Below are 24,751 nucleotides of genomic sequence, written 5' to 3'. Positions count from 1 at the left end.
TTCCTACGGAACCCCCTATAACATAAAAACGCTCCGCGAGGATGCACACGAAATGCGTAAGGAAATCATTTGACTACGTCAAATCGCATTTGGTGCTCAAAGTTGTCAAGCCCCTCAAAGAGTCAGGGGTTGGGGAGATGAGGTGAGCTTGCCCACTTTGTTCTTACCTGGGAAAGCTCTCTGAATCCTGCCGGGACAGTAAAAATGCCCTTCAGGCAAAATGAACACAAATGTGTAAGAGAAGTATTTTGAATATATGTTTATAGTTGTAGTTATTTTGTTGTAAATGTGTTATAATTGAAACATATCTATTTATTATCTAGAAAAGGAGGCAGGGGAATGAGGAAAAGTTTGAAAGTGTTATTGGCAGCCAGCCTGTTCGTATTCATGTTTGCGGCAGCGGCCCCGGAAACCAGCATTCAGGCATCAAAGTCGAGAACGTCAGTTACTTATAAACTGAAGAAGGGGACTTTGACGATCTCAGGTAAAGGCAAAATGCCTGCCAGGATGAAATTTAGGAAAAACAAGAAGATTAAAAAGGTTATTATCAAAAAAGGCGTTACATCCATCTCCAAAGAAGCTTTTATGGGATGTAAGAATTTGAAATCAGTTTCTATCTCAAAGACAGTAAAAGAAATCGGATGGTACAGTTTCTCAGGGACGGCGATTAAGAAAATCACCATTCCATCTGGTGTGAAAACCATTGGACAGGAGGCTCTTGGAAACTGTAAGTTATTAAAAAATGTAACAATACCCGGGAAATTTAAACTTAAGACAATGCCCTATGATGACAAGGCTGAATGCATTACAGATGATGATATCGGACATATTGATATGGTGACGTTTAATACAAAATTATCGATTTCCAATGTATCCTATCTTGCCGCCAAGAATTTTACTGTAAAAAAAGATGATCCAAATTTTCGGAGTATCCGGGGTGTTATCTATACAAAGAATGGAAAAGAAATTGTGAGAGTCCCATCGGCCAGAACGGAGCTTGTGATTGAAGACGGATGCACGGATTTTCATATGCAGTCCGTATTATATTATTCTGAAGACTCTGAGGGCGATTTTGTTAATGGCTGTGATAAACTAAAAAAAATCACGATACCTCAATCTGTCAAGCGGATCGACAATACAAAATATAAAACATCATCTTATTTTAATTCTGAAGTTCCTGTCGAGCATGTTGCGGTCAACACAAAACAGCTGGACGGTCATAGCATTAGTGTTCTCATTAACTCTCTTAATTTTATTGGCATCAAAGATATTGCTTCACAACTGCCAGAGCAGATTACATTTGATCATGATATGTATATTACGAAAGACAAAGTACTGCTTAAATATATTGGAAAAAGTGCGGCAGTCAGTATACCAGACGGCGTAAAATCTATAGAGGAAAGGGCATTTTATGACTGTAGCGAAATGAAAACAGTAACAATTCCACAGAGTGTAGAAATGATTGAGAAGTGTGCATTTAAGTATACAGGACTTACGAAAGTTGATCTACCATTAAATTTAAAAGAAGTATCAGAAGCTGTTTTTTATGGATGTTCAAAACTCTCTTCTATTAAGATACCTGATTCTGTAGCAGTCATAAAAAAAGAGGCATTTAATGATTGCAGTTCATTAAAGACCATCACATTCGGTAAAAACCTGAAAGAGATCAGAGGAAATGCATTTGCAGGTACGGCATGGACGGAACTGGTCATTCCGAAGAACATTAGAAAAATTTATAAGAATGCATTTGTGTCATGCGAAGCGGCAAAAAAGGTCATCATTGAAGGATCGACAAAGAATATCAGTGCAAATGCATTTTGGCTTTGCCCAAAGCTCACCATCACTTATAAGGCATCTCCGAAAAATTATCAGACATGCATTGATCTTTATGAGAGGGATTATATAAAGAATGGAAAATCAAAAATTAAGTTTGGATGGACAAAATTATTCGGGGTCAGCGGTTATCAGATCAAGCTGAGCACAGATAAGAAGTTTAAGAAGAACGTAAAGACAGTTACGGCAAAGAAAACTGCAAAAAGTAAAACAGTTACGGTGAAAAATAAGTATAAGACGGAATATGTAAAGATCAGGCCGTACAAAGTGGTAAACAAAAAGAAAGTATATGGCAGGTGGTCATCAGATAGTTTATAACAGCAGATCGTTACATGTAAAAAGCTGAAATAAGAAAGCAGCGGATATAGGCAGAAGCTGCGTATATCCGCTATTTTTTGCAAGCACAGTTGTGTTATACTAAAAAACAAGCGACAGGCCAAAAAGTTGAGAGTAAAATCGGTAAGGAGGAAATGCATGCTGTTAATGATGAAAGACCGGAAAGTTTTAGAGACTATGCCGGACGGCAGTCTTAAAATATATAACAAACAATTGGTGCCGTTTGCATTGCAAAAGGAAGATCTTACGTATGAGGATTTTATTTTTAATTGGCTGGCAGTACGGCCGTTATCCATGGGAAGAACCAATGCAAAGAATATTTTGAACAATGCGAACATACCCCAGACTCCATTGACGATCGCAAGGACCAGCCATGCTCTCAATCTCACGGACTGCTACTGGGTCAGGGAAGAAAACGAGGCTATTACATGGGAATCAAATAACTTTTATGACCATCCTATGGATGAGGAGTACGCAGATACCGCCCTTACCGGTACACCGCATGCAATAAATAAGGAAAGGATTCATACGCCTGAACTGACCGCACAGGGGGTCTCAGCCAAATGCTGGATACAGGAAGCAGACGGTATCTACTTATATAAAGTAGGGAAGAGAGAACTGCCCGCATCAAAAATTTTACAGCAGCTTGGGATTTCCCATATTTTATATGAGAAGGCAGAGCTATATCAGAATTATCTCTCCAAAGAGCGCCTAGAGGAGATAGAACAATCCGGAGAAATCATCGTTAAATCAAAGCTTATCACGTCCAAAAAAGTTAGTATCGTATCGTTTGAGGAGTTTGCTGTATGGTGTGCCAATCAGGAGAAGGACGAGTTTGAGGAGGCCAGAAGTCTGGATCCTGAGAGATATTATGAAATGCAGATTGCAGATTATATTTTAAACAACAGTGACCGCCATGTGGGCAACTGGGGATTTTATTTTGTCACGGATGAAAACAGGATCACAGGTTTGTATCCATTGATGGACCACGATCATGCCTTTGATGAGAATGAGAATCTCATGTCCCAGACATGGGAGGGGAAAACACTGTTGGAAGCGGCGGCATGTGCTCAGGCTGTTCTTAAACTGCCGCTTAAAAGCGTATTTAAAATGGAGCGGCCAGAGTGCTTAAGTAACCGGGAATGGAAGGCAGTGAAAACAAGGGTTCAGACCCTTTTAGAGAAAAGCAGCCGATAGAGGGAGGATGTGCGGTTCTATCTGTCTGCGCTCCCAGCTGAACACCTGGCTTCCGTAGATGATCAGGTATCCAAGTCCGGAGCGCGCCGCCAAAAACTCTCCGATGATGACGCCTACTAGGGAAAGGCCGATGTTGACATTCATAATACTCAGCAGCAGCGGGATACAGCTGGGGATCACCGCCAAGGTTAGGCAGTCTTTTTTAGAACCCCCAAGAGTCCTGATGAGTGTCAGGCGTTCTCTGTCCACATTCAGGAAGCCGCTGTATAAATTCAAAATACTGCCGAATACTGCAATAGATATGGCAGTGATAATGATGGTCTTCATGTTGTTCCCAAGCCAGACGATGAGGATTGGCGCAAGCGCTGATTTGGGAAGACTGTTCAGTACGACAAGATAAGGGTCGATAATTTTAGCAGCCGTAGGGAACCACCACAAAACCGTTGCGATCAGCACCGAGAATATGGTGATCAACACAAAACTCACAAGAGTTTCCGCCAGCGTGACCCCGATGTGAAGGAATATGGAATGATCCAGCGCCATGGAATAAAAGCAGCGGATGATCCTGGTCGGACTGCTGAAAATAAAACCGTTCAGTATATCTTTAGAAACGGCGGTCTCCCAGGCAAATAAAAGAAGTAAAAGCAGAAGGACCTGGGCAACGCGAATCCAATATTTCTTTCGTTGAATTTGATTTAAATATTCGGACTGTTCTTTAGAAATTGGATCAGTCATTGATTTCCCTCCATAATTGATTGAAATAATCTTTAAACTCCACTGCATTTCTTGCAGCTTGGGGCGTTTTATTCTCACAGGTGAGATGGATTGGCACAATGGCCTTTACGGTTCCCGGACGTTTCGACAGCACAATGACCCGATCAGCCATGCTGATAGCCTCGGACAGGTCGTGGGTCACGAGAAGAGCCGTCTTTTTTTCATCTTTTATGATACAGCCAATATCATCAGACACCTGTAGTCTTGTCTGGTAGTCAAGTGCAGAGAATGGCTCATCGAGAAGAAGAATATTCGGAGAAAGTGCAAGGGTACGGATCAGTGCCGCCCTCTGGCGCATACCTCCGGAAAGCTGGCTTGGATAAGAATTCTTAAAATCACGGAGTCCGTAAAGCTCCAGCAGCCGGTCAACTCTATCAAATGCCCCGGGGTCATTGATTTTTTGTATCTTAAGTCCAAGGGTTACATTTTCATAAATGGTGCGCCAGGGAAGAAGCTGGTCCTTCTGGAGCATATATCCGATATGGTCGGTGGATTCTTCGATTGGTACGCCGTTGATCCTGATCGTTCCGCCGGATAGGGGGAGTAATTTAGCGATCAAATGTAGCATGGTGGATTTCCCGCACCCGCTGGGACCGACGACTGCGACAAATTCACCGCTTAAGACATCAAAAGTGATAGAGGAAAGAGCTGTGGTCTCTTGCTTGAGAGTATGGTATGAATAGGATACCTGCTCTAAGGAAAGGGCAGTGGTCATTCTCATATCTCCTTTCTTGGAGGATTATAATATAGATTATGCTGGAGAGAAAAAAGGTGATATTATTCCTTGACATATGAGGAGCCAGAAGCCTATAATTAAGGTGTAGACAAGAGTGGATTGTCTCGTACAATTTCATATTCATGGGTAAAACTGTCGAAAGGCAGTGACACAAAGCCAAGGGTCTAAAGTCCATCAGAGGACTATGACAGCCGGTTGCCACATTATTCATTTAATGTGTATGGATATAGGTATCTAACTTATATTTGAATCGTAAGCGCAGCCGTTTGTGAAGGAAACTTCACAGACGGTTTTTCTATTTTTTTAGAAGCGTTCTGTATTTCAATAGCTGGATCATTGTATTCATCACATGGTTAACACATCCAGAGCGATGAATGGAACAATTACATATTCAGTAAAGCTGTCGAAAGACAGCGGCACAAAGCCAAGGGTCTAAGGTCTGGCAGCAGACTATGACAGCCGGTTGCCGCATGATGGGGATCATGTGCAGGAAGAGCAGAGTAGGGAACTGCTTTTTTCACCGGTGATTTACCGGGTTTGTGCCTTGGGATCAGAGGAGGCGCATCAGCTATGAAAAAAGCAGTCACGAAGATTTTTGCATTGGCATTAGCAGTTATTATAATAGCCGCAGGTGTTGGGATGGGGGTCCCGGCTCCGAAACGTGTCGAAGCATCAAACAAAGTTTCAGTTAAGGTCAGCACAACCAGAAAAGTCAAAACAAAAAAGTATAAGTTAAAGAAAAAGGTACGCAGGAAAAAGACAACCACAGTCAAGAAGATCAAAACAACAAAGAAACTGACGAAAAGTGTTTCAAAAAAAGTTGAAAAGATCATCCGTAAGAACACAGTAGTCAAGACCACTATGAAAGCGAAGCGTAAGACGGTCAAAACTACGGTGACGACGAAAACTACGACAAAGACGACAAATCTGGCCAGATCAGGAAGTGCTGATATTAACCAATTGAAGGGGATCATTGATACAAGGGTAATCAATTCTTTTAAGAAGACCGGAATGAAGATTGAAACTAATCCACGTTCCTCCGTCTTAAAGGGAGCAGACGGAGTGTTCAGCCCATCTAAGAAACGGATTTATTTAAAAGCCAATGTAGACCGCGTTCTTGTCCACGAAGTGGGACATTTCGTAGCCTATCGGCAGGGAAGAGCTGATTCAACAAAAGAGTTCCTGTCTATCTACAAAGCAGAGAAGAACAAGTTCAAAGGAGACAATAAAAAGTATGCTGTATCCTCTAACAAGGAGTTTTTTGCAGAGTGCTTCAAGGAATACTCCATGAACAAATCTTCCTTAAAGAAGAATTGCCCGCGCTCTTATAAGTACATACAGTCTGTGATCAGCAGAATGTGATGAAAGTAGGAGTTTAAAAGGATGTCTCAAAACTGTAAGTGTAAACTATGGTTTTGAGACATCCTTTTTTGTTCCATTAGGAAAGTTCTCCGAACCTCCCTATGGAAGAAAAAAGCCTTGCGGGCACTGTGCACACAAATGCGTGAGGAAACTATTTGACTTGAAAGGCCTGGGCAGTTATCATAAGGGACGGAAGAGGAGAACGTAAACATGCATTATGATAATATAATTTCAGGTACATTTTTAAGGCGGCCGAAACGGTTTCTGGCGATTGTCCTTATTGGGGGACAGGAAGAAGAGGTACATGTGAAAAATACCGGGCGCTGTAAAGAGCTGCTCAGACCGGGTGTCAGGGTTTATCTGCAGCAGCACGACGATCCCAAGAGAAAAACAAAGTACTCTTTGATCGGAGTTAGAAAAGAGAATCTGCTGATCAACATGGATTCCCAGGCTCCCAATAAAGCTGTAGGTGAATGGCTTAGACAGGGAGGAATCTATCCTTATATAGAAGAGATCAAGGCGGAGAAAAAGTATGGCAATTCCAGATTTGATTTTTTTATCAGAGGCGGCAATCTTATGGAGGAGACCAGGGATGCATTTGTTGAGGTCAAGGGGGTGACCCTGGAAGAAGACGGGACAGCATGGTTTCCGGATGCTCCCACCGAGCGGGGAGTCAAGCATATGGAGGAATTGATCAGCTGTATGGAAGAGGGCTATGAGGCTTATATTATTTTTGTGATACAGATGAAGGGCGTCCATTGTTTCAGGCCCAATGACCGCACTCACAGAGCCTTCGGTGACACTCTCAGGAAGGCTGCCGGCGCAGGAGTCCATGTGCTTGCGGTGGACTGCCTTATATCAGAAGATACCATGGAGATCGACGAGGAAGTTCCGGTAATCCTGAATTGACCTCAGACAGCATACAGCGGCATTAAAATAAGGAAGCAGTTTGTAATATAGCTGCTTCCTTATTTTTGTGTCACAGATAAAAGTTTATTCTGCTGCTGGTTCTGCCCTGGGGATGGTCTGGAATATTTTCCTGGACTTCCAAGAGATCAGACAGCAGATCAAGCATGCGCCATAGACCATAAGATAAGGCTGGTTCGCCAGTACATCGAATAAAAATCCGTAGACAGCCTGCCCCAGAGGCTGGGAACACATGGAGAGAGCCATGATACAGGAGATCACCTTTCCGATCAGATGTCCCGGTGTCTGTGCCTGAACAAAAGAAAGCATTTGTACAGTAAATATAGTGGAGCATGCCATCATAAAGAAGCTGCAGACAGTGATCACGATATAAGCTGTCATTGGAGCTAAGCCAAGGTTCAGTACAATCCCGATGGGAAGGAGTGCTGCTCCGCTGGACAAAAGAAGAAGATGTACATTCTGGATATTCAGCCGTTTTGCAAAGATGCCTGTGAGAATACCGCCTAAAAGGCCTCCCAGGGCCAGTGCACCCTGTGCATATCCGTAGAGCTGGCTGGACATATGGAGGATCTGTGTGAGGATCACGGGCAGCCCCACGATCAGGAGAGCACTTAAAAACAGGTTAAAAGCGCAGACGATCAGGATACCTTTTCCAATAACGGGCTGTTCCATGCGGATGAACCGGAAACTTTCGCTGAGATCTTGTTTTACGATAGAAAGTACACTGCTTCCTTTCTGAGGTTTTTTAAACGGTATGTGGATAAACAATTCCATTGTGGCAGAAAATAAGAAACAACCTATGCTCACATATAAAATCGGGCGGATGCCGTAGAAACCGTACAGAGCGCCGCCGGCTACCGGCCCGATCAGGTTGGCCAGAGCATTGACCTGATTGATCACTGCATTGCCGGAAAGCAGCCGGCCAGGACTTAAAAGAGCCGGAAGGCTGGCCTGGACTGCAGGTTGGTAGGCTCCCTGGATACCATAGAGGGCCATCAGGGTTATGATCAGCAGAAGTACCAGGGAAACGTGGCCCAGAGCAGCAGAGAACAGCAGGATCAGAGCGCTGGTGGCATAATCAAGGATGACCATGATATTTCTTTTATTCACCCGGTCAGCGACAATGCCGCCTGCCGGTGAAAGCAGGATCATGGGAATAAAGGAACAGGCAGTGACAATGCCAAACAGTGACGCGGATCCCGTCTCTTCCAGCAGATACAGGGGAAGAGCAAATCTCAGAATGGAATTTCCAAACAGGGAAATGATCTGTCCTATGACTACAAGGGAGAAATCCCTGGTAAAAAGTTTATCGTTCATAAAAACTCCTTTCATACATTCGGTTGGTATGTAAAGATGACAAAAAAATAAATAGTTTCCACCAGTCCCCGGGAGCGTACTTTTTATGTACACATCCCTGGGAGTGATGAAAGGGGTCAGGAATTCTGCTCCAGCTGTTCCCGGTAGGATTCCAGGACACCGATGATCTCATCATCCATCAGAGGCAGGCCCAGTCTGTCCAGCAGATCCCCCATAAACTGAATCTTCCGCATGAGGTCCTCAGCGGAGTTCTCTATGATAAATGGATTCAGCCAGAGGTTGCAGAGAATGATCAGGGCTTCGGAGAGTTCCTTTGGGTAATCCGTTTGAATGGAGCCGTCTCGGATGCCCTCTTTCATTAACGGAAGTATTAAATTGGGGACGGTATCGTTTAGGCTCTCAAACAGCTGTTGTGTCAGAAAACGGGGGTTCTTTAGAATGTTTGGAGCTACCTTTATCATCATTTGGTTCCCGGGATTCTTGGTAGAGACAATAAATAGACGCTTTAAACGGTCCAGTCCGGTTCCCTCACCATTTATAATATCTTGATAGCTTTTTTCATGTGCACTGTAGAGTCGTTCCATGACAGCCTCTATAATATCGCTTTTTGATTTAAAATGATGATAGATGGCTCCTTTTGTTAAATCACCCAGCTCATCAATGATATCCTGAATGGTCGTATGCTCATATCCCTTTTCTAAAAATAACTTAAGCGACGCATCCAGGATCCGTTGTTCTGTGATCTCGGGGTATTTATTTCTTGCCATGAAATCATCCTTTCTCAATTACATACTAATGGTATGTATTCAAAGTAACAGATTGGAACAGGAAAGTCAAGAAAAATAAAAATAGTACTTGCTTTTTCTATGCTAGGTGTTATACTAGATATAGAACAATTAAGATTGGAGGAGTGAAGATGAATATTAATAAGTTTACTCAGAAGTCAATAGAAGCAGTAAATCAGTGTGAGAAGATTGCTTATGACGGCCAAAATCAGGAGATTGACCAGGAACATTTATTATATAGTCTGCTGACCATAGAAGACAGTTTGATTTTAAACCTTTTGGAAAAGATGAATGTGAATAAGGATTCCTTCTTATCCCAGGTGCAGGAACTGCTTCAAAAGAAGCCGAAGGTTTCGGGAGGCCAGGTATATATGAGCCAGGCGCTGAACCAGGTGCTGCTTGCCGGTGAAGATGAGATGAAGGCTATGGGAGATGAGTATGTCTCCGTGGAGCATCTGTTTTTGGCTATGATCAAGAAGCCGAACAACGCAGTGAAAGAGCTGTTCCGAGGCTACGGCATCACCAGAGATCGTTTCCTCGAGGTTTTATCACAAGTCAGAGGAGATAAAAAGGTTACCACAGATAACCCGGAGGCAACTTATGAAACATTAGAGAAATACGGATATGACCTTGTAAAACGTGCCAGAGAGCAGAAGCTGGATCCAGTTATCGGAAGGGACAGTGAGATTAGAAATGTGGTCCGCATTCTTTCCAGGAAAAGCAAAAACAATCCGGTGCTCATCGGAGAACCGGGAGTTGGTAAGACTGCAGTTGTAGAGGGCCTTGCCCAGAGGATTGTCAGGGGAGATGTGCCGGAACAGCTGAAAGACAAGACGATTTTCTCATTGGATATGGGATCTCTTGTGGCAGGAGCCAAGTACAGAGGAGAATTTGAGGAGCGTCTGAAAGCGGTCCTTGAGGAAGTAAAAAAGAGCGAAGGACAGATCATCCTGTTTATAGATGAACTGCACACGATCGTAGGAGCCGGCAAGACAGAGGGGTCCATGGATGCGGGGAATATGCTCAAACCGATGCTCGCCAGAGGGGAGCTGCATTGTATCGGAGCGACTACTCTGGATGAATACCGCCAGTATATTGAAAAAGACGCGGCTCTGGAGCGAAGATTCCAGCCAGTCATGGTGGATGAACCCACGGTGGAGGATACCATTTCCATCCTGAGGGGGATCAAGGAACGCTACGAAGTGTTCCACGGCGTAAAGATCACAGACGGTTCCCTGGTGGCGGCAGCTACCCTTTCCAACCGTTATATAACGGATCGGTTTCTTCCTGATAAGGCCATTGACCTGGTGGATGAGGCTTGTGCCATGATCAAGACAGAGATGAACTCCCTGCCGGCAGAACTGGACGAAGTCCAGAGAAAAATCATGCAGTTGGAGATCGAGGAGGCTGCTTTAAAGAAAGAGGATGACAACCTGAGCAGGGAACGTCTCGCAGAGCTTCAGAGAGAACTGGCGGAGATGAGAGAAGACTTCAATGCTAAGAAAGCTACCTGGGAAAATGAAAAATCTTCCGTAGAGCGGGTTTCCAAGCTGAGAGAAGAGATCGAATCTGTCAATAACGAAATACAGATTGCCCAGAGAAACTATGACCTGAACAAAGCTGCGGAACTCCAGTACGGACGCCTTCCTGAGTTGAAAAAACAGCTGGAGGAGGAAGAAGAAAAAGTACGCAGAGAAGACCGCTCTATGGTAAGAGAAAGCGTCACAGACGAAGAGATTGCCAAGATCATCTCCCGCTGGACCGGTATTCCAGTGGCGAAGCTTACGGAGAGTGAGAGAAATAAGACCCTTCACCTGGATGAGATCCTGCATAAGAGAGTGGTGGGACAGGACAACGCAGTCCAGCTTGTGACAGATTCCATTATCCGCTCCAAGGCAGGGATTAAGGATCCGAGCAAGCCGATTGGTTCTTTCCTCTTCCTTGGGCCAACCGGTGTAGGAAAGACGGAGCTTGCAAAGGCATTGGCGGAAAGCCTGTTTGACAACGAACAGAATATTGTCCGCATAGATATGAGTGAATATATGGAGAAACACTCCGTAGCCCGTCTCATCGGGGCGCCTCCGGGATATGTGGGATATGAAGAAGGCGGACAGCTGACTGAGGCAGTCAGGAGAAAACCGTACTCTGTTGTACTGTTTGACGAAGTGGAGAAGGCCCACCCTGATGTATTTAATATCCTGCTGCAGGTGCTGGATGACGGGAGGATCACGGACTCCAAGGGAAGGACTGTGGACTTTAAGAATACGATCCTGATCATGACATCCAATATCGGCTCCACTTATCTGCTGGAAGGAATTGATCAGAACGGCAATATCACAAAAGAAGCAGAAGATATGGTCATGGCGGACTTAAAAAACCATTTCCGTCCGGAATTTTTAAACCGTCTGGATGAGATGATCCTGTTTAAGCCGTTGACAAAAGCAAATATCACCAATATCATTGATCTGTTAGTAGCTGGATTAAATAAGCGTCTCAGTGACAAAGAGTTGTCTGTGGAGCTTACGCCTGCCGCTAAAATCTATGTGGCCGACAACGGATATGATCCGATGTACGGTGCAAGACCTCTTAAGAGATATCTGCAGAAGAGCGTGGAGACACTGGCAGCAAGGCTGATCCTAAGCGATGGTGTCAACATGGAGGATACAATTTTAATCGATCAACAAAACGGAGAGCTGACGGCGAGAGTTAAATAGGTGTACTAAAATAGGGTATATGTCTAAATGAACGAGCCTTCAAATGTTAGATTTTTAGGTCTGATTTGGAGGTTCAAAAATTAAGACATATACCCTGTTTTTTTATTGAATGAAATTGTAAATCGATGTAAAAAATGTTATAATAATTAACAGGATTGAATCGTGTACAAGGTGGCGGCCTCCCTATTCATTAGAGAAGGGAGGTGGTGTAAATGACAGTATTTGAAGCAATCTCTTTAATGATTTCTTTCAGTATTTTCACAGTTACACTGCTTGCCTACATAGATAGGAATAACAAGCATAAATAAATAAGCCTACCTTGTTACTTGACCGGTACAGGTAGGCTTATGCCGTTTAATGGAGGTCAACCACCAATGTGGGCGGTTCACTCCTATATTCTATTTATAGTATATCATTTTGGATATTTTTTGTAAAGTTACTTTCGATACCTGTTGCCAGCACAAAACTATAAAAAACCGTAATGCTCCAATGCATTCCGGATTCCATGGGCATCGATATCGGTTGTCACATACTCTGCCACATTTTTTACACAGTCATAGGCATTCCCCAGGGCAATACCGTGTCCGGCAGCCTCAAACATGGGAAGGTCATTGGGCGCGTCTCCGAATGCATAACAATCATCCTTTGGTATATTAAAATATTCTGCAATATAGGTGATGGCAGTGCCCTTAGAGGTGCCTTCCGGGATGATTTCATAAAAACTGTCATCATTTCTGATGCACTTTAACGGAAAGTCCAGAGATTTAATCTGTTCAATAAAAGCGGCCATATTCTGCGGTGCGTCCGGGCTTGAAAAGCAGACCAGTTTGTCAAAGGATGCAACATGGTCCCAGCTGAATTCAATCACCATGCCGTCAGAGCTTTTGCACACTTCGATCATGGAAGCATAATAGGGATGGAACGAAGTATCATCGTCGGTGAAATAAGAACAGCGGCTTCCCTCCAGGCTGGCACGAATGCTGTATGTGCGGCATAGATCCATGATTGCCCTCTGGATCTGCTCTGGAAGCTCCCGGTGATACAAAATGTCTCCGCTGTAGCGCAGATCAGTGCCATTTCCGCAGAGATAACCGTCAAAATTCAGGGAAAAGAAGTCCGTCCCCACATATGCATACGGCCTCCCGGTGTTTAAGAATATCGTGTGCCCGTTTGCCTGAGCCCGCTTTAACGCTTCCCCTGCACTGGGCGGGATCTGACCAGTCTTATTGCTGTACAAAGTCTCATCCACATCAAAAAATAAATACTTATGTTCCAAAAAAATTCCTCCCTATCAGATGTACAATTATTACTGTGTCAAAAGAAATGCTTAGAACAACAGGATGTCCTAAGCATTTCGAGTCTCATTTTAAGTTTTATTCTTCCACAGTCACGGATTTCATGACCTGTTTTTCCAACGGTGCGTCAGAATAATCCGTTGCCACTTCCGCAAGCTTGTTAACCACATCCATTCCTTCAATGACCTGCCCGAAGCCAGCGTACTGCCCGTCCAGATGGGGAGATGTTTTATGCATGATAAAGAACTGGGAACCGGCAGAATCCGGGTCCATTGCCCTTGCCATAGATAAAACGCCAGGGGTATGCTTTAAGTCATTCTGCACCCCGTTTAAGCTGAATTCACCTTTGATGGTATGTCCCGGTCCGCCTGTGCCGTTTCCGTTCGGACATCCTCCCTGGATCATAAATCCGGAGATAATGCGGTGAAAGGTCAGTCCGTCATAAAATCCTTCCTTTACCAGCTTTACAAAATTCTCTACGGTGATTGGGGCAATATCCGGGTATAATTCTGCTTTAATGATATCGCCGTTTTCCATTGTAATTGTTACGATTGGGTTTGCCATAATTCCTATTCCTTTCTATGTTTTCCTATACCACTGATTATATAGCAAACCAAAAGAATGTCAATGAAGTTACAAATGTATTAAAAATATTAAAATAAATTAATAAAAAGGGTGGCTTTTCATAACAATATCAGTATAATGGGAGATAACATATGTCGGATTATGGAGGAATTTATGGGGTTAAGTTTTTACAAAAAGAAAAAGAAGAAAAAGAAGCTGTGGATTTTTCTGCTCATTTTGGTCATTGCTGTTTTGGGAGCAGCATGCTGGATGTTTAAGGTGAAAAAAGAAGAACGGGAACAGGCGGCGGCAAAAAAGAGGGAGGAACGGACGGTCAGGGTGACGATCCCAGAAGGATATACAGCAGAACTTGTCGCTCAAAAACTAGAGAAGCAGGATGTATGTAAGGCGGAAGACTTTTTGAAAGCTGCCAATGATCTGGACGGATATTCCTATGACTGGATCAAATCCATACCGGAAAAGGCAAAGACCAATTATAAGCTGCAGGGCTTTTTATTCCCGGATACCTATGAGGTATACAAACATACAGACGCAAAGAAGATTGTGGGTATGATGCTGAACAATTTTAATACGAAATGGGAGCAAATCTCCAAGGATGGAAAGAACAGTCTGACACCGTATGAGATTGTGACCCTAGCGTCCGTTGTGGAGAGGGAGGCCAAAGTGGATTCAGAATACGCAAAGATTTCCGGCGTAATCTACAACCGTCTGGATAAGAAGATGAAACTCCAGATTGATGCCACAGTACTCTATCCTCTCACAGGAGGCAAATATAATAAGAAGAGAACGCTGTATAAAGATCTGGAAGTAGACTCACCTTATAACACGTACAAATACCAGGGGCTGCCGGCCGGACCGATCTGCAATCCAGGGGCCAACGCACTCAGGGCAGCAGTTTCTCCGCAGAAGAATTCGTACCTATATTACCACACAGATAAAACAGGAGAGGGAACTCACATTTTCTCAGAAACATTCAGTCAGCACCAGAAATCATTAGAAAATCAGTCAAAATAGACAAAAGACACTGTTATTTTTTGGACAAGATTTTCATGGAGAAAAATGATTCATAAAGTACTAAAAAAAATACGAAGAAATTTGGGTAAAATCCTTTAAAAACCCGCCTGAATGATGTAGAATAAAGCTGTATGCAGGATTGTATACAGTTTTATTTTGTTCTAAACAACGGTCTCGTTGTTGTGATAACATCCTGTCTCCGCTGGAAGGAGCAGGGAAAAACTTAAGTGTAGATTGTTAATATTTGCACAAGATTTTTTAGGAGGAAGAAACATGGCAAGAAAAATGAAAACCATGGATGGTAACACAGCTGCAGCACACGTGTCTTACGCTTTTACTGAGACAGCTGCTATCTACCCAATTACACCATCCTCACCAATGGCAGAATCAACAGACCAGTGGGCAACACAGGGAAAGAAAAATATTTTCGGACATCCTGTAAAATTAGTTGAAATGCAGTCAGAGGGCGGAGCAGCAGGAACTGTTCACGGATCTCTTGCAGCAGGCGCATTGACAACTACATACACTGCATCTCAGGGATTATTACTGATGATTCCTAATATGTACAAGATCGCAGGTGAATTAATGCCTTGTGTATTTGATGTATCTGCACGTGCAATCGCATCTCATGCACTGAATATCTTTGGTGATCACTCTGACGTTTACGCTTGTCGCCAGACAGGTTTTGCAATGCTTTGCAGCTCCAGCGTTCAGGAAGTTATGGACTTAGGCGCTGTTGCTCATTTATCTACAATCAAGGGAAGCGTTCCAGTTCTCCATTTCTTCGATGGATTCAGAACATCTCATGAGATCCAGAAGATTGAAATGTGGGACAACGAAGATCTTGCAGATATGGTAGATTACGATGCTCTTGAAAAGTTCAGAGCAAATGCTTTGAATCCAGAACATCCGGTTCTCCGCGGATCTGCTCAGAATCCAGATATCTTCTTCCAGGCAAGAGAAGCATGCAACAAATACTACGATGCATTCCCGGCAATCGTCGAAGATTACATGAACCAGGTTAATGCAAAGATCGGTACAGATTATAAATTATTCAACTACTACGGAGCTGCTGATGCTGAATCTGTTATCATTGCAATGGGATCTGTATGTGAGACTATCGATGAGACCATCGATTACTTAACAGCAAAAGGCGAAAAAGTCGGTGTTGTTAAAGTAAGACTTTACAGACCATTCGTAGCTGAAAAATTACTCGAAGTTATCCCAGAGACTGTTAAAACAATCAACGTTTTAGACAGAACAAAAGAACCGGGATCTCTTGGAGAGCCATTATACTTAGACGTTGTTTCTGCATTAAGAGGAACAAAATTCGAGCAGGTAACAATCAACGGAGGACGTTACGGATTAGGATCCAAAGATACAACTCCTGCTGATATCATCTCTGTATTCAATAACAAAGATAAGAAAGAATTCACAGTTGCGATCAACGATGATGTGACAAACTTATCTCTTGAAAGAGGAGAAGCTGTTTCTTCTACACCAGAAAGCACAGTAAGCTGTAAGTTCTGGGGTCTTGGAGCAGATGGTACCGTTGGTGCTAACAAGAACTCCATCAAGATCATCGGTGACCACACTGACAAATATGCTCAGGCATACTTTGATTATGATTCCAAGAAATCCGGTGGTGTTACAATTTCCCACTTACGTTTCGGCGATGACCCGATCAAAGCAACTTACCTGATCAACAAAGCTGATTTTGTTGCATGTCACTGTGCTCCGTACATGACAAAATACAACATGGTTCAGGACTTAAAAGATGGCGGAACATTCTTGTTAAACTGTAGCTGGCCGGTAGAAGAAATCGGAGATCATCTTCCAGGACAGGTAAAAGCTTACATGGCAAAACACAACATCAAGTTCTATGTGATCGATGGTATCAAGATCGGTAAAGAGATTGGACTTGGCGGACGTATCAATACTGTACTTCAGTCTGCATTCTTCAAATTATCTGGAATTATTCCGGAAGCAGACGCGATCCAGTATATGAAAGACGCTGCTACTGCTTCTTACAGCAAGAAGGGTGATCACATCGTTAAGATGAATCATGACGCGATCGAAGCTGGTGCTAAGAGTGTTGTAGAAGTTCCGGTTCCTGCTGAATGGGCTGACTGCGGAGAAGAAAGCTTATTACATCCAGTATCCGGAGATAGAAAAGATCTTGTTGATTATGTTAACAACATTCAGAACGCTGTCAATGGACAGATTGGTAACAGCCTTAAGGTAAGCGACTTAGTTCCTTACGCTGACGGTCATATGCCTCAGGGATCTGCTGCATACGAAAAACGTGGAGTTGCTGTAGACGTTCCTACATGGAATCCGGACAACTGTATCCAGTGTAACTTCTGTGCATATGTATGTCCTCATGCAGTTATCCGTCCTGTTGCCATGACAGAAGCAGAACTTGCTGCAGCACCGGAAGCTACAAAATCTCTTCCGATGACGGGAATGCCAGATTACAAATTTGTAATGACAACTACTGTTCTTGACTGTACAGGATGTGGTTCTTGTGCAAATGTCTGCCCAGGTAAGAAAGGCGAGAAAGCTCTTACAATGGCACCACTCGACAGCATGAGAGATCAGCAGGAAGTTTACAACTATGGACAGTCTTTACCTATAAAAGAAGATATCTTTGACAAGTTTAAACCAGAATCTGTTAAGGGAAGCCAGTTCAAGAAACCTCTCCTTGAGTTCTCAGGAGCTTGTGCAGGATGTGGAGAGACTCCATATGCGAAACTGATCACTCAGTTATTCGGAGACAGAATGTACATTGCCAATGCGACAGGATGTTCTTCTATCTGGGGTGGTTCTTCACCTGCAACACCTTACACAGTAAACAGCGAAGGACAGGGACCGGCTTGGTCTAACTCACTGTTCGAAGACAATGCTGAGTTTGGTTTAGGTATGTTCACAGGACAGAATACTTTAAGAGAGCAGACAAAAGAAAAGGTTGCAGCATTAGCAGAATCTACAGATAATGCAGATGTAAAAGCAGCAGCGGCTGAATACTTAGATACTTACACAGACGGTAAGAAAAACGGAGCAGCTACTAAGAAATTAGTTGCAGCACTGGAAGCTTGCGGATGTGAAGAAGGAAAAGAAATCCTTAAGATGAAAGATTACTTATCTAAGAAATCTCAGTGGATCTTCGGTGGTGACGGATGGGCTTACGACATCGGCTTTGGCGGTGTTGACCATGTACTTGCAAGTGGTGAAGATGTTAATATCTTTGTATTCGATACAGAGGTTTACTCTAACACCGGCGGACAGGCATCCAAATCTACACCGGCAGGTGCGATCGCTCAGTTCGCAGCAGCAGGTAAGGCTGTGAAGAAAAAAGACCTTGCAGCAATCGCAATGAGCTACGGATATGTATATGTTGCTCAGATCTCTATGGGTGCTGATTACAATCAGACAGTCAAAGCGATCGCAGAGGCAGAAGCTTATCCAGGACCATCACTGATCATCGGTTATGCTCCATGTATCAACCACGGTATCAAGGGTGGAATGAGCATTGCTCAGTCTGAAGAAAAGAAAGCAGTTACATCAGGATACTGGAACTTATTCCGTTTCAACCCTGAATTAGCTGAAGAAGGAAAGAATCCATTCTCATTAGATTCTAAAGAGCCTACAACAGAGTACAATGACTTCATCATGGGTGAGGTTCGTTACAACGCTCTTGCTCGCCAGAATCCTGAGAGAGCTAAGGAGCTGTTTGAGCAGGCAGAAAAGAATGCCAAAGAAAAATATGCTCGTTTGAAAGAATTAGCAGATAAATAAAATATCTTTAGCAAAAATGAAGAAGTCGGGACACTGATTAGCAGTATCCCGGCTTCTTTTTTTGATTCTACAATTTTGTTGTTGATAAGTAAACTTCCATCTCATCCGTTCGCTTTTTGAGAGAGGGAAAAGATTTTGAAGTCTGTGTCAATAAACATATTTTGACCGCGTAAAGGAGTGCATCACATATGGCCATAGAACACAAATGTGATAAGGGTTCTTTTGTCTCATTGAACAAAGGGTGTTCTTCGGTGCTGGACAGAATATGATCAGAGACCCTTGCCAAAGGTGAATCACTGTCGGAGGTAATCGACATGATCGTCATTCCGATATCTTTTGCGATATCAGCAGCCTGAAGCACTTGTTTTGAAGTTCCGGAACCAGAAATTGCGATCACAACGTCTTCTTTACTGCCAAGGCTAACATTGTTCAAATAGTACTCGGAAATGGAACTACTAAAAGACTGAACACCAAACCGGGAAAGCCGAAAGCTTAAATCCAATGCAATCGGTGTCGTGTTTCCTGTAGCTATGATATGAACCGCAGGAGCTTTGAGCAATATAAGAGCACATTGTAACAGTACATCTTTGGACAAATTGGATGAGAGGTTTCTTAAGTTTTGAATATTGCGTTCAAACGTATAAGAAACAAAATCTGTATCTGCATCAATGCCAATATCATTGGATTTTGTGCCGATATCTCTGGATAAAATTAAACGAAGCTGATAGTATCCCTGATACCCTAGATGTTTGCAGGTTCTTACAACCGTTGCCTCACTGGTACCGCTGGCTTTGGCAAGTTGGGATACGTTCATCATGACAACTTCATCCGGGTGATCTTTTATATAGTCGGCAATTTGCTTTTCCTTTGAAAATAACTGTTGATAAAGGTTGTCGATGCTGTCTAAAACATTGATTTCGCTTGACATACAACCTCCTTTCATTGTTGGTGGGCTGCTATGCATATAAGCTAATTATAGTATAGACTGGATAGAAGACGCAAGACAATCTAGGATAAAATAGCAGCTGGTTGCACCTGCATCAAGAACACCGCGGCTTCGTTCTCCTAGACGGCTTGACCGTCCAACCTTAGCTATCATATCTTTGGTAGACTCCCATCCTTTTTTAGCGGCATCCCTCATGGCATCCAGACATTCAGAAAAATCTTTCCCTGCTTCTTTTGCTATTATGAAAGCTTCTTTTGCAGGGATCAGAGTATCAAGAAGAGTCTTGTCTCCAAGCTTTGCAAGGCTGATCTCCTGGATCCCTTCCACGGCTCCGGTGATCATCTTTCCGAATACCTCTACATCAATGTCCTCTTGATCTTCGCTTGCAGCAGAAAGCTCATCAAATAAAAGTCCGTATAACGGCCCCATAGAACCTCCGATATCCTCTAAAAGAGTTTCCCCAAGAGCACACAGGCCTTCACTCATGTTATAGGCTTGGCCTTTCAGTTTATCTTTACACATGGTAAACCCTTTGTTCATATTGATGCCGTGGTCGCCGTCACCGATCTTTCCGTCAATCTCGCTTAAGTAATCTCTCTGTTCCTGGATTGTCTTGATCAGATGATCGACGATAACGCCTGCATCTGCATTTTTAAAACTTGACATTATCTTTCTCCTTATTATCATTTTTATCCGCACTAACAGGAATAGCTACACGGTTTATTCTGGCTTCTCGTGTCATTCCCTGCAGCTGCTTTAAGCCGACAGAGTTGCAAGGCATGTCGATGCATTCTTCCAGTTCGTCATCCAGCTTCATGACAGTGAGTGTGACACCCATCATTTCAAGAGAAGTAAAATAATTTCCTACATATGCTTTGTGCACACTGATTCCTTTTTCAGTGAGAACTTCTTCTACACGGTCATATACAATGTACTGTTCCATGACAGGTGTGGCACCTAATCCGGAGAGGAGCACTACAACTTCGTCACCCTCTGCAAAAGGAAGGTCCGGAAGAATGATATCCAGCATTTCATCTGCGATCTCGTTTGCAGTTTTTAAAGGCTGTACATTAATGCCCGGCTCCCCGTGATGTCCGATTCCCACTTCCATGGTCCCGTCTTTGATCTCAAAGTTTGGATGTCCCACTGCCGGGATGGTGCACGGTGCAGTACCGATCCCTACGGATCTGGTGTTGTCGATGGCTTTCTGTGCTGCGGCAATGACACCGTCAAGGTCTGCTCCCATGGAAGCTTTTGCGCCTCCGATCTTCCACATGAGGACTTCCCCGGCGACACCGCGGCGTTTTTCCAGCTCATCCTTTGGAGCAGATGCACAGTCGTCGTTGGCAACCACTGTTTTTACATCGATTCCCAGTTTCTTTGCTTTTCTCATAGCCATTTTGACGTTCATATTGTCTCCGGCATAATTTCCGTAAAGACATGCAACACCCTTTCCTGAATCAGCCTCTTTCATGGCGTCCAAAAAAGCTTTGGCCGTAGGTGATGAGAAAATCTCTCCCACAGCTACCGCATCACACATATTCTTTCCGATGTAACCGATGAACGCTGGTTTATGTCCGGAACCTCCTCCGGTGACAATTCCCACTTTTCCTTCCACCGGTGCATCTTTATATTTCAGGACACGGGGATCTTCTGTAGGTGCCACAATATCCTTGTGTGTCTTTACAAATCCTTTCAGCATATCCTCAACAGCGTAATCAGGATTGTTTACAATTCGATTCATCTGTTCTCCCTCCTATATCTCAGCCGCGATGGCTTTCAGATTCTTAAGTCCTTCAATGGCAAGTTCTTCTCCTGTATCAGCAAACTTTCTCCAGATCGCACAGTTGCCGGACAGTTCTTCAAAGCTTGGGTCAAAGGATTCAATGACTAACGGTCCATCATAACCGATTTCCTTTAACGCCGTGAAGAATTCCTTAAACGGCACCAATCCGGTTCCCGGGATTCCCCTGTCGTTTTCATTGACATGCACATATCCGAGATATTCCTTTCCGCAGGTCTTTACAGCTCCGGCAAAGCTCTTCTCCTCGCGGATCATATGGAAGCAGTCAAGATGAACTTTGACATTTCCTGTTCCCACATCCTTGCAGAACTGAACAGCGTCCTCCGCAATGTTGAGGAAATGTGTCTCGAAACGGTTGACACACTCTACACAGATGGTCACATCGCCTGTTTCTTTAGCATATTCAGCCACTTCACGCATACATGCCACACCGTAGTCCCATTCTTCCTGTGTTCTTGGTTTCTTTGTGAGATAACCCCAGCCTGCATAGTTTACTCCGCCCAGGATCGGTGCTCCCAGTTCGTTGCAGATATCCACGCATTTTTTCATGGCCTTGACGCCCGCTGCCCTAATCTCTGGATCCGGGGAGATCGGGTTCGTCCCTGGTGTCAGTGTTGTCGTGCAGACACAGTCAATACCCACCCGTTCCAGTTCAGCCTTTACCTGTTTTACTGGAAATGTAAATGGATTGGAGATCGCAAAGTCAATGACTTCAAATCCCAGTTCTTTTGCCTTTGGGATGATCCATAAATCTTTTTCAGAAAAGGATTCAGTCCAAATGAAACTGTCAACTCCGAATTTATTTCTCATAAGAGCTCCTTTCAGTTAGATGCTGGCTGGTACTTCAGGATTGTTATTCGCATAGTTCTGAAGAATTACCAGGGATTCATAAGAACTGGTGTTTTTAACTATAACGCCGTTTTTTGCGGCTTTTTCAGAAACAAAAAATTCATCACCGGAAATATCGTCAAAATGGAGCAGCCCCGGAGCCTCGCATTCAAAACAGCCGAAAGTTCCGTGGCCCTGTGTGATCACAGCACCATATGCAGCCTGATCAGTGAGAGTATAAGTTTGTCCAGGAAGTATAGTGACTTCTTTCGCAGCGACAAAATCATTTGCATAGGCAACCCACTTTTCAATAGCTCTATTTGATTCTGTCTTGATTTTCGGCATACGGAAGTAGGTTTCTTTATAATCAGGGCGTGTGCTTTCCTCCCAGTCAATCTGAGCAAAAATAGCATCCAGGTCATTTTTTTCTTCTTCCGGAGCGCAGTCGGTCAGAAGATTATGTGGGTTTACTTCACCCATGGTTACATTTTCCATGATAGTATTTACATCACTGTTCCACTGGGGTTCAAAGGTTACCACAGAGGCCGGGGCATGGATAACACCGGCCGGAGTATACCATCCTGTCCCTAATTTAATACGGTAGGCTCTGGAAAGTTCTGTGATTCTTGTATCTTTCACGTCGTAATTTTTAAGACAGTCCATAACCTCTTCTTTGGTTGTGGACGGATCAAAACCAAAATAAGTCAGAGGGAATCTTCCCAGATAAGAAGAGTTATATTGCGGTGGGAAGTAGTAGGCTTCTGGCTTTCCATGCATTCCGATTTTATTTGCGCGCTCTTCTGTCAAATGCAAATGGTGGAATAGAGGCTTGTCATAGTCATACAATTTTGCAAAAACAGGCCAGGTTCCGTACTTTTCCATCAATGTTTCCCCGATCAGGGAAGAACCCAACTCATCTACAAACTTTGAGAGAAGTATTTTTTCTTTTGTTTTTTTATCTGCAAGCACGTAGCTCATGCCTTCTGTCTCCCCGGTCTCAGGACCATTGAGAGCCTTTGTTATGGAACCGAGCCAGCGTTCGCAGATTCCTCCGCGGCTCATGCCGAGTGCATAATAGTCATCGGGATGAAGACGAAGCCTGTGTCCCGGTTCGTTGAATCCTCTTGGCACCCAGGTTGGTGTAAGCTGTAAAATACCTTTTCCTGCTTCAAATACTTTCTTAATTGTTGACATTCTCATTACCTCCTTAAAAGATGAATAGTTTCTTTATGTCATAGGAAATTCCTGTGGAACCTCCTACAGCTTATCGTGCGCAGCACACAAATGTGTAAGGAAATTATTTAACTTCGTTAAATTACATTTGGCGCTCAAAGTGAGCAAGCCCGCTTTGTTCTTTATAAATAGGATTCCCATTGAGCCTTATTGGTGAATAAATTGACGGTAACAGAAAATTCCTTTGATTCTCCAGAAGCTAAAGAAAGGATATTCCCTGAGTTCTTTACCCGGTGACGGCCATCTAAGGAAGCAGTACAAGGTTCCAGTCCCAGAACATAATCACGTTCCCCCATCATTTTCCACTGGATACTTTGAGGAAACTGGCAGGTAGGAAACTGAATCTGTATGCCTTTTTCAATTTTGGTGTTATAGACCATCATGTTTGCAGTATCCGTATTGTAAGTATGGTAAAAACATTGTTCAGAAAAATTCGGTGTGGGAGGAAGTATTTGATTCCAGGAGCTTAACCCTTTTTTTGACGTCTCATCTCTCGGTGAGACATGGGCTGAATTTATGTAGATTTCTGCATGTTCATCTAACAGCGGATAACCAAGATTTATGTGGTAAAGATACATCAGAGGTTCTGTTTTTGAACCTTCATTCAGGATATTATCCTTCAATATAATCTGATTGGATATTTTTGAAATAGTAAAAACGCGTTTTAATGTGAATTTTGCTCCAAAGATCTCATGATCTTTTATCAGTGCGTGAACCTCTATTTGCTTATCATTTTCAGTGTGATAGATGTAATCGGAAGGTGTATTTCCAATATTTCCATGGAGACCATGCATTTTCCCCTCATCTTCATTGGGAGAGCCAATGTTGTTAAAGCCGCATGTTGTGAGAAAACCGCAGTTAAATGATTTTAGAAAGCCGAAACCATCCTGCCCCAAAGTATAGTAAGATGGGGCTACTTCTCCTGCCACGGAAGTATAGCTTAAATTTTTCCCATCCAGGCAAAGCCGGGAAATGTCGGCGCAGCGGTCAGCATTAATTACCAGTTCCATGCCTAATCCATTCCGTATGTGAAGCATATGCATATGATCACCTTTTCCGTGCATCAGCCGGTATTCTTCTACACCCATGATCTGTGAAGGGTGTCCAATATAGTTTTTCTGCTGCATAAAAACCTCCTTAATACATTTAAAGTAATATTAACCAGATAAAAGCTACAAAAGAAATAATATTTCTTATATAAGAAATAATATTTTATATAGGCCCTGGATTTAAATGAATATTAGCATATTTTTTGTAATTTGTATAT

20 protein-coding genes and 2 riboswitches are annotated in these 24,751 nt (G+C 43.3%); of the genes, 8 read left to right on the top strand and 12 right to left on the bottom strand.

From position 1 onward, the window contains the following. Window positions 1–339: 339 nt before the first annotated feature. Both AR1Y2_RS15145 and AR1Y2_RS15140 read left to right on the top strand, forming a co-directional pair. Window positions 340–2,151, top strand: a complete 1,812-nt coding sequence (locus AR1Y2_RS15145; protein ID WP_137329723.1) for a leucine-rich repeat domain-containing protein — start codon at window positions 340–342, stop codon at window positions 2,149–2,151. Window positions 2,152–2,307: 156 nt separating this feature from the next. Beyond that, window positions 2,308–3,366 (top strand): protein kinase family protein, encoded by a 1,059-nt coding sequence (locus AR1Y2_RS15140; protein WP_137329722.1) that lies wholly within the window; start codon window positions 2,308–2,310, stop codon window positions 3,364–3,366. Here the strand turns inward: AR1Y2_RS15140 and AR1Y2_RS15135 are convergent. Both AR1Y2_RS15135 and AR1Y2_RS15130 read right to left on the bottom strand, forming a co-directional pair. After that, on the bottom strand, window positions 3,346–4,101 hold the full coding sequence (locus AR1Y2_RS15135; protein WP_137329721.1) for an ABC transporter permease: 756 nt from the start codon (window positions 4,099–4,101) through the stop codon (window positions 3,346–3,348). The genes AR1Y2_RS15140 and AR1Y2_RS15135 overlap by 21 nt on opposite strands. After that, a complete protein-coding gene (locus AR1Y2_RS15130) occupies window positions 4,094–4,861 on the bottom strand; it encodes an ABC transporter ATP-binding protein (protein WP_330576931.1) in 768 nt (255 codons plus the stop codon). Before AR1Y2_RS15130 ends, AR1Y2_RS15135 begins: the two co-directional genes overlap by 8 nt. Before the next feature lie 130 nt (window positions 4,862–4,991). Then, window positions 4,992–5,079, top strand: a riboswitch (cyclic di-GMP riboswitch). Window positions 5,080–5,259: 180 nt separating this feature from the next. Beyond that, window positions 5,260–5,347, top strand: a riboswitch (cyclic di-GMP riboswitch). A 99-nt stretch (window positions 5,348–5,446) separates the two neighbouring features. On the opposite strand from AR1Y2_RS15130, the gene AR1Y2_RS15125 reads away from it, so the two are divergent. Together AR1Y2_RS15125 and sfsA are read left to right on the top strand one after the other, a co-directional pair. Next, a complete protein-coding gene (locus tag AR1Y2_RS15125) occupies window positions 5,447–6,238 on the top strand; it encodes an anthrax toxin lethal factor-related metalloendopeptidase (RefSeq protein ID WP_243118778.1) in 792 nt (263 codons plus the stop codon). 210 nt (window positions 6,239–6,448) lie between these two features. Further along, complete coding sequence (gene sfsA / locus AR1Y2_RS15120) at window positions 6,449–7,147, top strand: DNA/RNA nuclease SfsA (protein WP_137329720.1); 699 nt, start codon at window positions 6,449–6,451, stop codon at window positions 7,145–7,147. A gap of 84 nt (window positions 7,148–7,231) precedes the next feature. On the opposite strand, the gene AR1Y2_RS15115 is transcribed toward sfsA, so the two are convergent. Continuing rightward, the gene (locus AR1Y2_RS15115; RefSeq protein WP_137329719.1) at window positions 7,232–8,482 is read right to left on the bottom strand and encodes an MFS transporter; all 1,251 of its coding nucleotides are present in this window, start codon (window positions 8,480–8,482) and stop codon (window positions 7,232–7,234) included. 116 nt (window positions 8,483–8,598) lie between these two features. Then, window positions 8,599–9,249 carry a TetR/AcrR family transcriptional regulator gene (locus AR1Y2_RS15110; protein ID WP_137329718.1) on the bottom strand — a complete coding sequence of 217 codons (651 nt, stop codon included), beginning with the start codon at window positions 9,247–9,249 and terminating at the stop codon, window positions 8,599–8,601. A gap of 149 nt (window positions 9,250–9,398) precedes the next feature. On the opposite strand from AR1Y2_RS15110, the gene clpB reads away from it, so the two are divergent. Further along, window positions 9,399–11,981 carry an ATP-dependent chaperone ClpB gene (gene clpB / locus AR1Y2_RS15105; RefSeq protein WP_137329717.1) on the top strand — a complete coding sequence of 861 codons (2,583 nt, stop codon included), beginning with the start codon at window positions 9,399–9,401 and terminating at the stop codon, window positions 11,979–11,981. Window positions 11,982–12,193: 212 nt separating this feature from the next. Then, a complete protein-coding gene (locus tag AR1Y2_RS18080) occupies window positions 12,194–12,289 on the top strand; it encodes a putative holin-like toxin (protein WP_330554812.1) in 96 nt (31 codons plus the stop codon). Window positions 12,290–12,447: 158 nt separating this feature from the next. Here AR1Y2_RS18080 and AR1Y2_RS15100 read toward each other — a convergent pair whose 3' ends face one another. Together AR1Y2_RS15100 and AR1Y2_RS15095 are read right to left on the bottom strand one after the other, a co-directional pair. Continuing rightward, window positions 12,448–13,257 (bottom strand): HAD family hydrolase, encoded by an 810-nt coding sequence (locus tag AR1Y2_RS15100; RefSeq protein WP_137329716.1) that lies wholly within the window; start codon window positions 13,255–13,257, stop codon window positions 12,448–12,450. Window positions 13,258–13,354: 97 nt separating this feature from the next. Next, window positions 13,355–13,840, bottom strand: coding sequence for a peptidylprolyl isomerase (locus AR1Y2_RS15095; RefSeq protein ID WP_137329715.1), 486 nt, complete (start codon window positions 13,838–13,840; stop codon window positions 13,355–13,357). A gap of 174 nt (window positions 13,841–14,014) precedes the next feature. On the opposite strand from AR1Y2_RS15095, the gene mltG reads away from it, so the two are divergent. Together mltG and nifJ are read left to right on the top strand one after the other, a co-directional pair. Then, window positions 14,015–14,875, top strand: a complete 861-nt coding sequence (mltG, locus tag AR1Y2_RS15090) for an endolytic transglycosylase MltG (RefSeq protein WP_243118777.1) — start codon at window positions 14,015–14,017, stop codon at window positions 14,873–14,875. Between the two features lie 273 nt (window positions 14,876–15,148). After that, window positions 15,149–18,673, top strand: coding sequence for a pyruvate:ferredoxin (flavodoxin) oxidoreductase (nifJ, locus tag AR1Y2_RS15085; RefSeq protein WP_137329713.1), 3,525 nt, complete (start codon window positions 15,149–15,151; stop codon window positions 18,671–18,673). Between the two features lie 67 nt (window positions 18,674–18,740). On the opposite strand, the gene AR1Y2_RS15080 is transcribed toward nifJ, so the two are convergent. From AR1Y2_RS15080 to AR1Y2_RS15055, 6 genes are all read right to left on the bottom strand, one after another. Beyond that, entirely contained in the window at window positions 18,741–19,601 is an 861-nt protein-coding gene (locus tag AR1Y2_RS15080; protein WP_137329712.1) for a MurR/RpiR family transcriptional regulator, read from the bottom strand. 45 nt (window positions 19,602–19,646) lie between these two features. Further along, on the bottom strand, window positions 19,647–20,285 hold the full coding sequence (dhaL, locus tag AR1Y2_RS15075; RefSeq protein WP_137329711.1) for a dihydroxyacetone kinase subunit DhaL: 639 nt from the start codon (window positions 20,283–20,285) through the stop codon (window positions 19,647–19,649). Continuing rightward, window positions 20,272–21,363: a dihydroxyacetone kinase subunit DhaK gene (locus AR1Y2_RS15070; RefSeq protein WP_243118776.1), complete on the bottom strand. Its 1,092-nt coding sequence runs from the start codon at window positions 21,361–21,363 to the stop codon at window positions 20,272–20,274. Before AR1Y2_RS15070 ends, dhaL begins: the two co-directional genes overlap by 14 nt. Before the next feature lie 12 nt (window positions 21,364–21,375). Further along, the gene (locus AR1Y2_RS15065) at window positions 21,376–22,233 is read right to left on the bottom strand and encodes a sugar phosphate isomerase/epimerase family protein (RefSeq protein WP_137329710.1); all 858 of its coding nucleotides are present in this window, start codon (window positions 22,231–22,233) and stop codon (window positions 21,376–21,378) included. A gap of 15 nt (window positions 22,234–22,248) precedes the next feature. Continuing rightward, window positions 22,249–23,445, bottom strand: a complete 1,197-nt coding sequence (locus AR1Y2_RS15060) for a cupin domain-containing protein (RefSeq protein WP_137329709.1) — start codon at window positions 23,443–23,445, stop codon at window positions 22,249–22,251. A 161-nt stretch (window positions 23,446–23,606) separates the two neighbouring features. Further along, a complete protein-coding gene (locus AR1Y2_RS15055) occupies window positions 23,607–24,611 on the bottom strand; it encodes an aldose 1-epimerase family protein (RefSeq protein WP_137329708.1) in 1,005 nt (334 codons plus the stop codon). Window positions 24,612–24,751 lie beyond the last annotated feature (140 nt).

Source organism: Anaerostipes rhamnosivorans (genome assembly GCF_005280655.1).
Taxonomy (GTDB): Bacteria; Bacillota; Clostridia; order Lachnospirales; family Lachnospiraceae; genus Anaerostipes; species Anaerostipes rhamnosivorans.
This window is presented reverse-complemented; position numbering and strand designations above follow the sequence as displayed.

Coding starts and splice junctions, on each gene's coding strand:
- AR1Y2_RS15145 (WP_137329723.1), top strand. CDS start 340: ATGAGGAAAAGTTTGAAAGTGTTATTGGCAGCCAGCCTGTTCGTATTC.
- AR1Y2_RS15140 (WP_137329722.1), top strand. CDS start 2,308: ATGCTGTTAATGATGAAAGACCGGAAAGTTTTAGAGACTATGCCGGAC.
- AR1Y2_RS15135 (WP_137329721.1), bottom strand. CDS start 4,101: ATGACTGATCCAATTTCTAAAGAACAGTCCGAATATTTAAATCAAATT.
- AR1Y2_RS15130 (WP_330576931.1), bottom strand. CDS start 4,861: ATGAGAATGACCACTGCCCTTTCCTTAGAGCAGGTATCCTATTCATAC.
- AR1Y2_RS15125 (WP_243118778.1), top strand. CDS start 5,447: ATGAAAAAAGCAGTCACGAAGATTTTTGCATTGGCATTAGCAGTTATT.
- sfsA (WP_137329720.1), top strand. CDS start 6,449: ATGCATTATGATAATATAATTTCAGGTACATTTTTAAGGCGGCCGAAA.
- AR1Y2_RS15115 (WP_137329719.1), bottom strand. CDS start 8,482: ATGAACGATAAACTTTTTACCAGGGATTTCTCCCTTGTAGTCATAGGA.
- AR1Y2_RS15110 (WP_137329718.1), bottom strand. CDS start 9,249: ATGGCAAGAAATAAATACCCCGAGATCACAGAACAACGGATCCTGGAT.
- clpB (WP_137329717.1), top strand. CDS start 9,399: ATGAATATTAATAAGTTTACTCAGAAGTCAATAGAAGCAGTAAATCAG.
- AR1Y2_RS18080 (WP_330554812.1), top strand. CDS start 12,194: ATGACAGTATTTGAAGCAATCTCTTTAATGATTTCTTTCAGTATTTTC.
- AR1Y2_RS15095 (WP_137329715.1), bottom strand. CDS start 13,840: ATGGCAAACCCAATCGTAACAATTACAATGGAAAACGGCGATATCATT.
- mltG (WP_243118777.1), top strand. CDS start 14,015: ATGGGGTTAAGTTTTTACAAAAAGAAAAAGAAGAAAAAGAAGCTGTGG.
- nifJ (WP_137329713.1), top strand. CDS start 15,149: ATGGCAAGAAAAATGAAAACCATGGATGGTAACACAGCTGCAGCACAC.
- AR1Y2_RS15080 (WP_137329712.1), bottom strand. CDS start 19,601: ATGTCAAGCGAAATCAATGTTTTAGACAGCATCGACAACCTTTATCAA.
- dhaL (WP_137329711.1), bottom strand. CDS start 20,285: ATGTCAAGTTTTAAAAATGCAGATGCAGGCGTTATCGTCGATCATCTG.
- AR1Y2_RS15070 (WP_243118776.1), bottom strand. CDS start 21,363: ATGAATCGAATTGTAAACAATCCTGATTACGCTGTTGAGGATATGCTG.
- AR1Y2_RS15065 (WP_137329710.1), bottom strand. CDS start 22,233: ATGAGAAATAAATTCGGAGTTGACAGTTTCATTTGGACTGAATCCTTT.
- AR1Y2_RS15060 (WP_137329709.1), bottom strand. CDS start 23,445: ATGTCAACAATTAAGAAAGTATTTGAAGCAGGAAAAGGTATTTTACAG.
- AR1Y2_RS15055 (WP_137329708.1), bottom strand. CDS start 24,611: ATGCAGCAGAAAAACTATATTGGACACCCTTCACAGATCATGGGTGTA.